At 36.5% G+C, this 14,363-nt stretch carries 12 protein-coding genes; 7 read left to right on the forward strand and 5 right to left on the reverse strand.

Translation table 11 applies throughout. The annotated features are described in order from the left end of the window. The first annotated feature begins 39 nt into the window (after nt 1-39). The 7 genes from ABJK37_RS01470 to ABJK37_RS01500 are packed head-to-tail and all read left to right on the forward strand — an operon-like array spanning nt 40 to nt 7,793. Nucleotides 40-1,038 carry an NAD-dependent epimerase gene (locus ABJK37_RS01470; protein WP_348349378.1) on the forward strand — a complete coding sequence of 333 codons (999 nt, stop codon included), beginning with the start codon at nt 40-42 and terminating at the stop codon, nt 1,036-1,038. Next, nucleotides 1,028-2,248: an oligosaccharide flippase family protein gene (locus ABJK37_RS01475; protein WP_348349380.1), complete on the forward strand. Its 1,221-nt coding sequence runs from the start codon at nt 1,028-1,030 to the stop codon at nt 2,246-2,248. The genes ABJK37_RS01470 and ABJK37_RS01475 overlap by 11 nt, the downstream gene beginning before the upstream one ends. Next, entirely contained in the window at nt 2,245-3,750 is a 1,506-nt protein-coding gene (locus ABJK37_RS01480; RefSeq protein WP_348349382.1) for a hypothetical protein, read from the forward strand. The genes ABJK37_RS01475 and ABJK37_RS01480 overlap by 4 nt, the downstream gene beginning before the upstream one ends. After that, nucleotides 3,735-4,928, forward strand: a complete 1,194-nt coding sequence (locus tag ABJK37_RS01485; protein WP_348349384.1) for a polysaccharide pyruvyl transferase family protein — start codon at nt 3,735-3,737, stop codon at nt 4,926-4,928. The genes ABJK37_RS01480 and ABJK37_RS01485 overlap by 16 nt, the downstream gene beginning before the upstream one ends. Nucleotides 4,929-4,930: 2 nt before the next feature. After that, the gene (locus tag ABJK37_RS01490; protein WP_348349387.1) at nt 4,931-6,106 is read left to right on the forward strand and encodes a glycosyltransferase; all 1,176 of its coding nucleotides are present in this window, start codon (nt 4,931-4,933) and stop codon (nt 6,104-6,106) included. A gap of 12 nt (nt 6,107-6,118) precedes the next feature. Next, nucleotides 6,119-7,219 carry a glycosyltransferase family 4 protein gene (locus ABJK37_RS01495; RefSeq protein WP_348349389.1) on the forward strand — a complete coding sequence of 367 codons (1,101 nt, stop codon included), beginning with the start codon at nt 6,119-6,121 and terminating at the stop codon, nt 7,217-7,219. Nucleotides 7,220-7,271: 52 nt separating this feature from the next. After that, nucleotides 7,272-7,793, forward strand: a complete 522-nt coding sequence (locus ABJK37_RS01500) for a hypothetical protein (RefSeq protein WP_348349391.1) — start codon at nt 7,272-7,274, stop codon at nt 7,791-7,793. A gap of 12 nt (nt 7,794-7,805) precedes the next feature. Here ABJK37_RS01500 and ABJK37_RS01505 read toward each other — a convergent pair whose 3' ends face one another. The 5 genes from ABJK37_RS01505 to ABJK37_RS01525 all read right to left on the reverse strand — a co-directional run bounded on the left by ABJK37_RS01505 (nt 7,806) and on the right by ABJK37_RS01525 (nt 14,363). Beyond that, nucleotides 7,806-8,870 (reverse strand): nucleotidyltransferase family protein, encoded by a 1,065-nt coding sequence (locus tag ABJK37_RS01505; protein WP_348349393.1) that lies wholly within the window; start codon nt 8,868-8,870, stop codon nt 7,806-7,808. A 216-nt stretch (nt 8,871-9,086) separates the two neighbouring features. Then, complete coding sequence (locus ABJK37_RS01510) at nt 9,087-10,481, reverse strand: O-antigen ligase family protein (RefSeq protein WP_348349395.1); 1,395 nt, start codon at nt 10,479-10,481, stop codon at nt 9,087-9,089. Next, the gene (locus ABJK37_RS01515) at nt 10,478-11,056 is read right to left on the reverse strand and encodes a hypothetical protein (protein WP_348349397.1); all 579 of its coding nucleotides are present in this window, start codon (nt 11,054-11,056) and stop codon (nt 10,478-10,480) included. The genes ABJK37_RS01510 and ABJK37_RS01515 overlap by 4 nt, the downstream gene beginning before the upstream one ends. A gap of 112 nt (nt 11,057-11,168) precedes the next feature. Beyond that, nucleotides 11,169-11,909: a CpsB/CapC family capsule biosynthesis tyrosine phosphatase gene (locus tag ABJK37_RS01520; protein ID WP_348349399.1), complete on the reverse strand. Its 741-nt coding sequence runs from the start codon at nt 11,907-11,909 to the stop codon at nt 11,169-11,171. 252 nt (nt 11,910-12,161) lie between these two features. After that, a complete protein-coding gene (locus tag ABJK37_RS01525; protein ID WP_348349401.1) occupies nt 12,162-14,363 on the reverse strand; it encodes a polysaccharide biosynthesis tyrosine autokinase in 2,202 nt (733 codons plus the stop codon).

The raw sequence follows: 14,363 nt of genomic DNA on the forward strand, positions 1-14,363 counted from the left end.
CGGTTATTGCACTAAAAAACAGAGATATAGGTATATATAGTGAAGTACTTAGTAACAGGTGCCGCAGGATTTATTGGTATGTACACTTGTATTCGTTTATTAGAACAAGGTCACGACGTAGTTGGCATAGACAATTTAAATGCCTATTACAGTGTCGAGCTTAAAGAATACCGCTTAAATAAACTAATACCCTTTGATAACTTCACTTTTATAAAAATGGATATCAGCAATAGAAATGCAATGCGTCAACTATTTGCTGACGAACAGTTTCAAAAGGTTATTCACTTAGCTGCGCAAGCAGGTGTGCGTTATTCAATTGAAGCACCGTTTGAATATGTCGACAGTAACTTAGTGGGCATGATGACTGTTTTAGAAGGTTGCAGACAAAATAAAGTTGAACATTTAGTGTATGCCTCATCTAGTTCGGTTTATGGTATGAACCCTAAAGTACCCTTTTCGACCGACGACCCTGTAGATCATCCTGTTTCATTGTATGCCGCCACTAAAAAATCAAATGAACTCATGGCGCACTCATATTCACATTTGTATGACATACCGACCACTGGCCTAAGATTTTTTACAGTTTATGGCCCTGCAGGTCGGCCAGACATGGCACCTTGGTTATTCACTGAGGCTATTAACCAAGGTAAACCAATCAAAGTGTTTAACAATGGTGAAATGGAACGAGACTTCACTTATATAGACGACATCGTTGAAGGCATTATTCGCATTCAAAACGTGATACCTAAACGCAATAACGATAACGATTTAATGAGTCCCGCTAGTAGCACAGCGCCATACAGCATTTACAATATTGGTAATAATAACAGTGTTAAACTTAGTGACTTTATTGATGCCATTGAAAAAGCCTGTGGTAAAAAAGCAGAAAAAATAATGCTACCAATGCAGCCCGGTGATGTGAAACGTACTTTTGCAGATATAGACCAGCTATCGAAAGCCATTGGTTATAAGCCTCAAATGGATATTTATAAAGGCATAAGCAATTTCGTAGATTGGTATTCCTCGTATGAAAAGTAAAGCCCTATGGATGATTAGTGGCAATGGTGGGTATGCAGCATTTCAACTTCTAAACATGGTAGTAATCAGCAAAACTTTAGGTGTTGAAGAATTAGGTGTATTTAGTTTGGGCTTGGCCCTGTCAGCACCAATTATGCTGTTTTCGAATTTCGGAACAAGGATTTTGTGGATTACAGGTGTAAATCATGGCATGTCCTTCCGTTTATTTAGAAACGCTAGAATAATATCATCTTTAGCTGGATTGCTAATTTGTCTGGTTTTTCTGGCTATTTATACTCAAATGTCAGCACACCTACCCATCATGTCTTTGATAGCCATGTCTAAAGTTATCGAAAATAATGCTGATATTTATTATGCCGATTTTCACAAGACCTCCAATCAAAAACTAGTCTGTACCTCTTTACTTGTGCGAGGACTGTTTGGAGTGACTGGTGTTATAATAGGCTGCGTAATTTTTGATAGCTTATTAGTTGCCGCACTCCTTTATTTTTTAACATGGGGTACAGCTCATTTATTAACCGAGCACATTCTTACAAGAACTGCAGTTAATATGGGGAGTGATCAAAACACACTATCCAAAAAGCAATGGATTTGGCTTGCTAAGCAAGGAACTCCATTAGCCATCAGTATGTTCTTGGTAAATTTCAATATGAATATCCCTAGAGTAATACTCGAAAATCAACATGGACTAGCAGCAATCGGAATCTTTTCTGCATTATATTTCTTTATTCAGACTGGTACCGTTGTTGTTAACTCTATTGGCCAAGTCGTGCTTCCTATTTTATCGTCTATGTTTGATAAAGGGGAAACAAAGAAACACCTTTTTATAACCTTAAAGACCTTCGGAGTAATTTTCGCTTTTTCTTTATCAGGGGCTGTATTTAGCTATTTTTTCGGAAAATATTTTCTAAATTTATTATTCAGTAAGGAAATATCTTCTTATTCGTCATTATTATGTCTGTTCTTTTTGTTGTCACCAGCACAATATTTAATAACTATCATGAGTCAAGTTATTGCATCAACGAAAAACAACATCTCTTTAATGTGGTGCCAGTTAGTCATGCTAGTCACCGTGCTCATTCTTTCTTTTGTATTTATACCCTCAAATGGTATTAAGGGTACCTATTGGGCTACTGCAATTGCCAGTGGCATTGTATTTTTAATTTATATTTTCTCTTACCTCAGAGCGATAAAAATAGGAAATGAATGATTTCTAAAAGCTTGATGTATTCAATTTGTTTATCCTTAAGCATAGGTTTTTGCTTAATGATGGTATTCGGTCGTGAAGCATTTAGTTTAACTTTTGTGTTTGGGATATTGTCTACTTCAGTTATTTTGGATGATGTAGTTAAAATTTTAAGAGGAAAACGCGATTTACTCGACCCTGCATTATTAATAGGCGTTGTCGGTACATTCCTATTTTTAATTAGTCCAGTAAGTCAAATGGCATGGGATTACTGGCCCTTTCTACAGAACATGAATGAACATGCGGTTTGGATAGATACCTGGGCAGGTTTGAATTTTTTGGGGCTTTTAATTTACAAATGGTCATCTTCTACTTCCTTTAAAAAAACTAATCCTCGAATGTCAAATGTTAATGGAATGAGAAGATGGAATTTTTTAGATGCACGATTTCGAATTGTGGCTCCAGCCTTTTTGGGGATGTGTTTTCTTGCACAACTAATTATCTATATTTCATTTGGTGGTATATCTGGTTTTGTAAACGCTTTTACACAACGACAGGAATATGGCGCATTGAGTGGGAATGACCCTTTTGAAGGAATGGGATTAATAATGCTGGTCGCTGAAAGCTTCAAGTATATTTTTGCAATGTATGTTATTTACTTAATAAGAAAATCAGGTCGTTTTCAATCCAACAACGCTTTTTTATTGGTAATGGCGATATTGGCGATTACTTTTATTTTCTTTGGGGGCTTAAGGGGAAGTAGAAGCGCTACATTGTTCCCTTTATTTTTTGCCGCTGGTATGTACCATTATTATGTTCGCAAGCTTGATACAACACTTATCGCTTTTGGAGCTGTTATTACGATATTATTTTCTGTTTCATATTATTGGTATAAAATTGCTGGGCTTCAGGGTATCGAAGCCATTTATAATGTTGAAGCAAGATCAAGTTTTCATTCTCAACGACAGGATGCGAATCAATATATGATTTCGAGAGATCTTGGTCGTATGGACTTTCAAAGTTTGGCATTAAAGAATATTGCTACAGGTGAAAATGCCCCTTCATTTGGCCGAACTTATTTAGTTGCAATATTTTCTAGTATACCCAAGTCAATAATCCCCTTTAACCCGCCGCAAATTACTAAAGAGAAAACCGAATTGCTGCATGGTGAAGGTACCTACATACACAATGCACCAAGACAAACAACTTTGGTATTAGGCCAGTTCGGTGAGGCCATAGTCAATTTTGGCCCCTTAGGTGGACTGGCCTTTTATTTTTTATTAGGTCGTTGGGTTTATATGGTAAGGCACCTAGCCAAAAAATTACATGCTTCTGATGTACGAAGATTGTTTCTGCCCGTACTCAATTTTATGCCCGTTCTTATGCTTATAACAGACATGAATGTAATTTTATATCAGCTAACGAGGTATTTGACTTTGCCAATTATCTTGTTTTTGGTTTGTGCAAAAATATTTACGTTTAAATTTAGTTCAGGGATGGGTGGTCAAAAATGCATAATAAAGTAATTGTGTGTACCGCGAAGTATAGCGATAACCTCGGAGATGGAGTTATTTCAGATAGTGTTGAGTATTTACTTAAACGTGCGAACCCAAATATTCAAGTAGACACATTAGATATTTCGGGACGAACACACTATGACAACAGTGACAATACCGATACTACCTTAGTTAAGAAAGTGTTTTTAAATACGCCAGAGATATTTAGGCCACTGGTGACTTTGATTGGTTGGTTTTTTATTTTTAAACCGCGATTACGCACTGAAATTAAACGTTTAAATTTCAAACAGTGCAGCTTGTTAATTTTTGGAGGCGGACAACTCATTAATGATATTGCTTTAAACTTTCCACTTAAAATGTCGTATATCACTAAACATGCCAGACAACAGCAGTTGAAGTATAGCTTTAATGCGGTTGGTGTCGGCCAAAAGGTTTCACCAGTGGGGAAGAAGCTTTTTAACTCTATTTTCAAATCCCGCCATTTAGTTTCGATTCATGTAAGAGATAATGAAAGCCTACAACGTTTTAACCATATTTTTTGTAGTCATAAAGAGCCATTATTGACTATTGATTCTGGCTTATGGGCACAAGAAACTTACAAATTAACGAGCGTTGCTCGAAACAATAAATCATTAGACGGTAGACTTCGGATTGGAGTTGGGATTTCCCATCCAAAGGAGCTAGCGGCTCACTCCGTTGACGTTAGCAACCTAGACATGATTGATTTTTGGGTTGAAATAATATCTCGAATTACCCAGCTTAATTTATGCCCTGTACTTTTTACTAATGGCTCTAGGGATGATCATTTGTTTATGAGACAAGTTGTTAATAAACTAGATGAGCATGATAAGTTAAATGACATTGACGTTTTGGCCCGCTTTAAAAAGCCTGAACAACTAGTAATGGCAATTGCTACCTTTGCAGGAGTTTTATCTCACCGCCTACATGCCAATATTATTTCACATTCGCTAAATGTCCCATCAGTAGCGTTAGCTTGGGATAAAAAAGTACAATCCTATTTTAATCTAATAGAAAGAAGTGAATGGTGTTATTCCGACAGTTTACCTCCTGAGACTATTGTTAATGGGCTAATTGAAGCCATAAACTTAGGCCTAAATCAGAAAAAAATTGATAATTTAAAAATAATTTCATTAAGGAATTTGGAAATGCAGATTAGGATGGATTAGTTATGGAGCTGTTTATTATTCGAGATGGAGCATTCACTCTTAACAAAGGTAAACCCGCTTCAAATCTGCTGCATTACGATTCTTTTGGAAAACGATATTTAGATATTTTCCAAAGAGTTTATATAGTAGGCCGCCTATTTGAAAGAGAAGACCCTACTGCCAAAGCAGTGACTGGGAATGGAGTCGAGTTTATTCCTCTGCCAGGAAAACGAGGTATTTTGGGTTTAATTAGTATGTTTTGGACGCTTTTAATATTTTCGCTCAAGAATGCAAAAAAAGGGCGAGCCTACATATTGAGAGTGCCCGGCACCATTCCTAGTGTGTTTTTTTGGATATTATTGTTAAAGAGAATTCCCTTCGCTGTTGAAGTGGCAGCTGATCCATACGACTCCTACTCCTCCAAGGCTTTAGATGGGCATTTTTTAAGTCCTCTAGTTCAACGCTTTTTTGTATGGTTAGTGAAACTTCAATGTAAATATGCGGAATCGTCTGTATATGTAACCAATTATTCACTGCAACAACGCTACCCACCTGGAAATATGCAGACTTCTTATGGCTTTACATCACTTGATTTGCAGGAAGAGGCTTATGCCCAAAACCCTAAATCACTTTCAGATTTTAATATGAATACACCTCATATTGTACTAACTGGGAATATGCAAGGAAGCATGAAGGGACATGATGTGTTGATTAGAGCCTTAGCCAAAATCAGAAAAGTTGGAATTAATGCGCAATTAACAATAATAGGCTTTGGTGACAATACCGATTATTTTAAAGAAATGTGTAAAACAGAAGGACTGAGTAGCTTTGTGACTTTTGCCGGTAAACTTAGCAGTGGTGAACCTGTACGAGCGATTTTAAGGCAAGCAGACCTTTTTGTCTTACCTTCACGACAGGAAGGTTTACCAAGAGCATTATTAGAAGCTATGTCGCTTGGATTACCAGCTATCGGCACTCGTGTAGGAGGGGTCCCAGAACTAATCAGTCCTTCAGCAATTGTAGAGCCTGACTCTGTTGAGCAACTTGCAAATAAAATAATAGAATTTCTTAGTTCCTCTGAGTTATTAGTGGCATATTCTGTCGAAAATTTATCTAAAGCTCGTTCTTATAGTGCATGTAAGATAAGTGAAAAAAGGAATGCATTTTTAAATTGCTTAAAGAAAGTATCTAATAGCTAAAGGAAGATAAAAGTGAAAATTGCTGTTATTCATGATTGGCTGGTAGAGCTAGGTGGCGCAGAACTTGTATTGAAAGAAATAGTAGAATGTTATCCAGATGCGGATGTATTTTCATTGATTGATTTTCTTTCTGAAAAGGATAGAAAATTTTATATACAGGGTAAAAAAGTAACTACAAGCTTTTTGCAAAAGTTACCTAAAGCTAAAACCCAATATAGAAATTTTTTACCTTTAATGCCCATCGCTATAGAGCAGCTTGATCTGCGTGGGTATGATTTAGTAATTAGTAGTAGTTACGCAGTTGCCAAAGGGGTTATTACCGGACCAAATCAAGTTCACGTTTGTTATTGTCATTCACCCATAAGATATGCATGGGATATGCAATTTCAGTATTTAGAAGAAGCAGGGTTGACTCGTGGTTTAAAGTCAATTTTTGTTAAATATATATTGCATAAAATAAGAAACTGGGATGTTAGGAGTTCTTTTTCAGTGGATCACTTTTTATCAAATAGTAAATTTATCAATAGAAGGATACACAAAGTATATAAAAGAAACTCAACTGTCATTTATCCCCCGGTTAATTTGGATGATTTTACACTTTGCGAAAATAAACAAGACTTTTATCTAACTGCATCAAGAATGGTGCCATATAAAAAAATTGATTTGATTGTTCGTGCTTTTAATAAAATGCCTGACAAAAAACTTGTTGTAATTGGAACAGGACCCGACTTTGACAAAATAAAAAAGCAAGCTGGCCCTAACGTTAAATTAATGGGATACCAACCGTTTGAGCAATTAAAAGCCAAGATGTGTATTGCTAAAGCCTTCGTATTTGCTGCCGAAGAGGATTTCGGTATTGTTCCAGTCGAAGCTCAAGCATGTGGAACGCCGGTCATTGCGTTTGGTAAAGGAGGGGCGTTAGAAACGGTAATAGATGGCACTACCGGCATTTATTTTGATAAACAAGAAGAGCAATCGATTGTAAATGCCGTCTATAATTTTGAGAAAAAAGAATTTGCTCCAAAAGTTATTCGAAAACACGCAGAAAGCTTTTCCACACCTAGGTTCCGCAAAGAGTTGATGTCATATATCCAATCGGTAATGCAGAGGTAGTATATCGATTGATCTGTTGTTACCACTTTATTAAAAGGCATTTGAATTAATTATGGGTTTAATTGTAGATTTGAAAGAAGATATTCGGATGGTCGGAGCAAAATCACCATCAGTTATCAGGTTTTTAGTATTACTTACTATGGACGCTGGGTTTCTTGCTGTCTTTTTGTATAGAATTTATAGTCGACTATATAGATGCAACATACTCTGCAAAGTATTAGCAAAAATTCTATGGCGTTTCTCAGTATTTATTTGTGGGTGTTACCTTCAACCACAAGCAAAAATTGGCAAAGGCTTTTGCTTACCCCACCCTATTGGTGTTGTTGTTGGTGAGGGGGTGACTATAGGCGAATTTGTCAAGGTATATCAATCTGTAACGTTAGGACAAGACAGTTGCAATAATTATCCTGCTATTCAAGATAGAGTGACAATATTTGCAGCTACAACCATTGCTGGTAAAGTAACAATCAATGCTAGAAGCATCGTTGGGGCTAATTCATTTGTTAACAAAGACGTACCCAATGATTGTACTGTTGCAGGTGCTCCGGCAAAAGTTATTCGGCAAATTAACTAAATATTGAGGTTGCTATGTTCTTAGCCATTTTAAAATACCCTTTGCTAATCGCTTTGTGTAGTACAGCCATAGTAGTTTATTGTTGATTTTTCCGTATTTTAAATAGATTTGTTCTTTTGGTGGAAATAAAGTTTCCACCAAAAGAGTGACGGCACTACTAATTTTTTTAGTCGCTTGCATCTGCCTGATGAACCTTTGCAGTCCGTTTTTGTTGTCGTCCAGAAGGTAGTTTAGTTTGCGAGCAACGGGTAGGTGCTGCATTATATTTCTTAGGGCGTTTAAGTGCTCACTTTGAAAATTTTCGCTAGTATCATCTATTGCTTGAATGATTATATTTGAAATAGATTTACGTTTTACTATCGAAATCAATTCATCTCGTTCCGCAATAGTCATTTTTTCAGCGATCGCGACAAGGTCATATAGCCAAATCAGTCTTACCATTTCCTTTCTGTATTTATGCCTTAAAAAATGTATGCACGCATGTATAAAGGCATAAGGTCTACTGATTGATTTAAACCATGTATTTCCAGCGTTAATAATTGCATGATTGCTATAAATTTCATTAAAAGGGAGTAAATTTGATACTTCATGGTCATTAGATATAAGCCGATGAATGTCCAGATGGCATGTAATGTTTTTGGCAATGGTTTTTGAATAAGTAAACTGTAGGTGTACTTCTTTTGGTTCCCACTCTTTAATATTATGATACTCATTTTGCAAAAATATTTCTTTCGCACGCTCAATATCTTTTTCCTCAATCATAATATCAATATCAACAGAAGGGCGCAGATGTGGATTTGAGTATGTATCGTGTGCCAAAGCAAATCCTTTGAGTACGATATAGCGTATTTTATTTGCGTTTAATTTATTTAATAGTTCGAATGTTTCTTTATGTATTAAACTTGTGCAAATAGCTCCACTTAAATTTCTATTTTTGACTCCATTAAAAATACGTTGATAAAAATCTCCATTAATCTGAGTTTGTGAGTCACAAAAACGCTTATATATTAAAGGTATGATTCCATGAATCTGTGCCTCTTCTAATATCTCTTCTACATCAAACTCTAAATCACTCAAATGACTACTTTTATCAAAGTTTATCAAAGAGGAAAGGAAAGATGTGTGCTTTGGCTTGTAATTCATGAGGCGTAACACGTGAAGTTTTTAGTTTTAAACAAAATATACGTGTTCTGATAGAAGTTGAATAAACCTTTCATCATTAGATGATCAATTTCGAAAATTACACTCAGAATTCGTACAAGAGGGCTACTCACGATGTCTTCACCTAGTTATTCATTGTTGTTCTGCCATTCTTAACAGAAGAGCTATAATCACAAAAAAATACACTGATAAGGCTAATGTACCAAAATTAAAATCTATAAATGAATGACCAAGTATACACACGATAGACACTTGGCATCCCAATACAACACTTACGTTTTTGTCGGGAATTCTATAAAAAATTTTACTTAATATTAATAGCAGTGACCAAGTAATGAGCAAAGCACCAAGCACTCCTTGCGTAGCCAATAGCTCTAAATAGTCATTGTGAGCATGTTTCGACATAGCTGAATTACCCAATCTAATATCCTTGTAGCTGTGTTGAATAGCAGAGTAAGTACCCGGTCCTGTGCCCAGTAAGGGATAATCTTCAAATATTGATAAGGCCGTTTTATGTAGCATTATCCTGCCATTATCCTTAATACCGAGCGTTGTGAAACGCTCATAACTTTTAGATGTGAAAAAAACTATTGAAAAAACAACCACAACGCATGTGACAAAAATTGCTTTATTTTTAGAGAAATTGTGTGTTTTTGTTCTTAAAGAATAATTCAACAAGGTTATCGTCGTAGCTATGGCTAAAATTAAACTACCTCCTCTAGAGTTAGTTCCAAAAAAGGACACCAACATCACTATCAACAGCAAAATAGTAATAATGTGCCTTGTGGTAACTAAATGTATTATGAAAGTGGTTACATTATTTAGATCTAACTGTTTACTCTTTTTTTTCAAATTATTAAGTAGTAAGCCAAATCCAATGGAAATGGTCATAGCGAGATAGATAGAATATTGATTTTTATAACTAAAAGTACCTCTAACCATGGAGTCCCATGGACTTCCAAAAGGCGGAATGGCTCGAACTAACTCAAACTGCCCGTTGGTGTAGTGATTAACCTGTGAATAAATAGCCATTACTGCACTACTATAAAACAATACTTTTAGTATCTTTTCTTGTTGAGTTCTGTGTTTTGCAAGCAAATAACAAAGACAAAACACACAGATTACACTGGCTATTTTCGCTAATTCAATCAGAGTTAAAGCCTTTGAAATCGTTAAAATGACGCTTTCTTTCTGTAAGCTATTAGCTTCAATTAGCATTGTCATATTAGGAGATAACCTTTGCGCCATTTCAACAGGTAATGGTATTAGAAAAATACAACAGTACACAAACCAGAGTATCAGCAGGCACAATGGTAATTTCACATTGGTAAATGCAGTAAGTACATTTACTTGTTTTGACACTATCGCGAATCCAAATGTCGCCATAAACAAAGCAGAAAACAGCATTATTTCCCAAACTAACTCTGCCCCATGTAACCAAGGGATAAACCCTAACAATAATAGTAACGATGTAAAAAGAAATGGTTTATGCACATGACCGGCTCCAGGCACATTTATTGAATTCATGGGCAATTCCTCTGTTTGCCCTTTTTCACTTTAATCTCATTGGTTTGCTGTGGGTTAATAGCGTGAGTAACCAAAATATCTATTGCACAGAATTTTGCTGCAACCTGCAGTGCTTGCCTAAAGAAATGAATATAAGTTGAAAACATATTATCTAACATTTTGTGAGTGTTAAGTTGGTTGGTATTAGATAATTTTTGCCAATTTTCAAGGGCAATAGGAAGTAATTTTTGTTGTGAAAGCTTTTCGTACTTACCTGCTTCAAGCGCCCTGTTTAATTTGATATCAATGTCTTTAGACCAACCATATTGCTGGTACAAATAATCTGTTTGCCATGCTTTGTGTTGAAACGCAGTGGGTTCTAATTCAATAGCCTTTGCAAAAAATTGGGCAGTTCTAGTTGGGGCAAATCCTGTTTGTTTTTTTTGTCCCAATAATATGTGATATCTACCAGCTAAAGTATAAAAATTCGCGTTTGAGGGGAAAAGATTAATCGCCGTTTGTACCCGATTAAAAAGCAACGAAAGCTCCTCATGGTCATTAGCATTAGCTGTTCGTTCTAAATCGACAACTGCCATAAGTGGTCTTGCTGCGATGATACTTGCTATGCATAACTTTAAAAAAAATAAACTCCCAATAAATAAAGCTACGGCAATGCTCATTTGTGTTATGCGTTGATTTATCAAGCTGTTAGGCACCTTCATCATAATAACAATTAAATTGTATGACGTTTTCAACTTGGCTAATTACCAAACGAGCAGCTTGTTCTTCACCATAGGTTTTATGAAGTTGCTGATAGGCATCGACCAAATCCGGCGATCTGCCCTTCAAATTATGACAATCAGAAGCAACAGCCAATACCTGTTCTTTTGCGACTAGATCTAAAGCCATAACTTGTGCCTCGTCACCAAATTTACCGGTTAAGCTACTGGCAGTAACTTGCAGAGGGCAACCTAAATCGATATAGGTTTGTAGCTTATTTCGATTCCGAAGAAACGATTTATTACGCTCTGGGTGGACAATAATAGGCATAATGTTTTTTTGTATTAACCATCGCACTAAATTGTCACTGCCATGTGGCACATCTATTCGTGGGAATTCTAACAAAAACGTTTTTTTGCCTTGATACTCACCTAACCAAGGAATTTGATCTTGTTGTACCAGCTGCATTAGCTCAGGACCAATTCTAAGTTCAGCGCCCAACAATAATGTTATAGGGATATTTTCAGCAGCAACTAAATCACGAAACCTAAGAAAGTGTTCGGTGAGTTGTTGCTTTGTATTGTCGAAACGGCCAAAATGGATATGAGGTGTAAGCACCTGCGTTGTCACTCCTTGATCGACTGCCATTTTCAGCATATCCAAAGCCTCAACAACTGTTTTAGCCCCGTCATCCACCCCAGGTAAAATATGACTGTGAATATCAATCATAAGTCACCTTCAAAGTTGGAAACTGTTACAAGTAGATAACCGATTGTAAACATTTATAAAACTCCGTCATAAAAAGCTAGACCTAGAGTTAAGGTTGATAATAATTTCAACTCCAAAGATTAGTTAGTACTACAAGTAAAGCTCAGACAACTATGGCAAAGAAAGTAACTTATTGAAGTTGCAATTTTCAACAGTGCAAGCTTCGCCCCTTACAAAGCGACAATAATTTGCTTTACATTCCTTTTTTAGTATCTATGCATCCCTTTGTGTCCCGTAATATTCACCAGAATAATAATGGTCGCCGTAGTAGCTCATTTTTTGAGGTTCGGCTACAGTTAACACCGCTCCTATAACATTCGCATTAAGCTTTTTGAGGCGATTAACAGCTTCTTTTGAAACCTTAATTTTGGTCGCCTCTGATTTGACAGCGACTATCACACCGTCCACTTTATTGGCTAATACGCAGGCGTCACTCACAGGCAAAGTGGGCGGTCCATCTAGAATGATATGGTCAAAGTGTTTCATTAAAGACTGTAATGCGTTAGCAAATTTATCTGAAGACAACAGTTCAATTGGATTGTGGGGAATAGTGCCACAAGGCATTACATTAAAGCGTTTGTCGTCATTTGGATTTACAATACATTCGCCAAAATTAACATCACCAGCTAGCAAATTTGTTAACCCAACTCGGGTTTCTAGCTTTAAATTTTTGGCCACACTTGGTTTACGCAAATCGACTTCTAACAGTAATGTTTTACCGATTTGCCCATAAGCTGCCGCAAGGTTCATGGCTAAGGTAGATTTACCTTCGGATCCGGTAGCAGACGTAACCAATATTGTTTTAGGTGGGTTATCGATGTTAGAAAACTGCAAACCGGTACGTATTGTATTGATACTCTCAGCAAACACTGAGCGGGTATCATTGGTATATTCCATCTCTGGTATACCATGGACATCTTTTTTCTTTAAAGACATGGTTACCCCTAATGCTGGAATTTGCAGTTTTTCTTCTAAGGCATCAGTTGTTCTATAAGTGTTATGCATGGCTTCTCGTAGGAAGGCCATTACCACACCTAATAATACGCCTACAAAAGCTGAAAGCACAATAATAAGCTTTACGTTAGGTTTAATTGGAAATTTTGGTACTGTCGCACTATCAATTATTTGTATGTTTGAAGCGCTGAAGTCGCTCTTTATATTGGTCTCCATTAACCGACCCATAAACGATTCGTAAATACGTCGGTTATTTTCTACCTCGCGTTCGAGTGATGTTAGTTTAAAGCTAGAACCTTGTAATGACTGCACAGCCTGTTTTTCTTTAGCTGCTAATTTTTCGATATTACTCACTTGCTGTTGCGCAAGGCGATAATCACTTTCGATGCCCTGCACAATCTTTTCAATTTCACTTCTCAAACTGGCTTGTACACTTTTAAGTTCACTGCGAGCCGCCACCATTTTAGGGTGTTTTTCTCTATAACGATCGAATAATTCGTTTACTTTACTTTGCAAACTTGCTTCATCTTTCACTAAATCACTAGCGGTGCGGTTTTGTAGTACAGGACCTAATGAGTAGAATTCCTTAGAATGGGGTTTTAAACGCTTAACTTGTTGATGTAGTTCTTCAGCCGCACTTAATTTGGTTTGCGCATTAATCAATTGATTATTAAGGGTTTGCATACGAGAAGTTGCATCACGTTGCTGGAAGTCGGTATCGACCATTCCTTGCTGCAATCTAAATTCACGGAGTTTGTTTTCGGAAGCGCTCAATTGTTCTTTTAAATCAACAGATTGTTCACTTAACCAAACTTCAGTATTTTTCACTTCACCTAATCGTGCTTCAAGGCCAAATTGAATATAGGCTTGTCCCACTGCATTAATAATATCAGTTGCGATTTGTGGGTCGGGTGATTGATAACTTATATTTATAATTTGGCTTTGTTTACCACCACTTACACTCAGCTCACTTTGAATACCTATAGCTAACATCACTTTAATTTCTGCGTCTGTTAACGGAGTTGGTTTGCTTTTTTTCTCTTCGTTACCAAATAAAGCAGCAATTTCCTTTTTAATTGAAGTGAAAAGAGATTCTTCTGTTACTTTGTTTAAAAGCTGCTCTTTTTTGTATGCCTCTACCAAACCTAATTTATCAACCACAGTTTCAGCAATGGCTCGTGATTGAATAATTTCGTATTGGGTTTCATAAAACAAAAATACTAGAGATGAGGCAATGTATTGCTCCTCTCGGGCTGCATTAGGTTGTTGAGGATCGGCTAGTAATTTTGTTGTTGCCCGATAAATTGGTTCAGAAGTAGTGGCGACCATTACCCCAACCAATAAACTGCAAAGAGTCACGAATACAATACTCCATTTAGCACGCTTAATAGTTTGCCAATACTGACCTAAATGAATTACATCTTCTTCGTAAAATTGACTGCCCAATTGACTATTATTCAT

Origin of the sequence: Paraglaciecola sp. (assembly GCF_039964565.1) — a bacterium.
In the GTDB taxonomy this organism is placed as follows: Bacteria; Pseudomonadota; Gammaproteobacteria; order Enterobacterales; family Alteromonadaceae; genus Paraglaciecola.

Coding starts and splice junctions, on each gene's coding strand:
- ABJK37_RS01475 (WP_348349380.1), top strand. CDS start 1,028: ATGAAAAGTAAAGCCCTATGGATGATTAGTGGCAATGGTGGGTATGCA.
- ABJK37_RS01520 (WP_348349399.1), bottom strand. CDS start 11,909: ATGATTGATATTCACAGTCATATTTTACCTGGGGTGGATGACGGGGCT.
- ABJK37_RS01500 (WP_348349391.1), top strand. CDS start 7,272: ATGGGTTTAATTGTAGATTTGAAAGAAGATATTCGGATGGTCGGAGCA.
- ABJK37_RS01480 (WP_348349382.1), top strand. CDS start 2,245: ATGATTTCTAAAAGCTTGATGTATTCAATTTGTTTATCCTTAAGCATA.
- ABJK37_RS01525 (WP_348349401.1), bottom strand. CDS start 14,363: ATGAATAATAGTCAATTGGGCAGTCAATTTTACGAAGAAGATGTAATT.
- ABJK37_RS01490 (WP_348349387.1), top strand. CDS start 4,931: ATGGAGCTGTTTATTATTCGAGATGGAGCATTCACTCTTAACAAAGGT.
- ABJK37_RS01485 (WP_348349384.1), top strand. CDS start 3,735: ATGCATAATAAAGTAATTGTGTGTACCGCGAAGTATAGCGATAACCTC.
- ABJK37_RS01510 (WP_348349395.1), bottom strand. CDS start 10,481: ATGAATTCAATAAATGTGCCTGGAGCCGGTCATGTGCATAAACCATTT.
- ABJK37_RS01515 (WP_348349397.1), bottom strand. CDS start 11,056: ATGGCAGTTGTCGATTTAGAACGAACAGCTAATGCTAATGACCATGAG.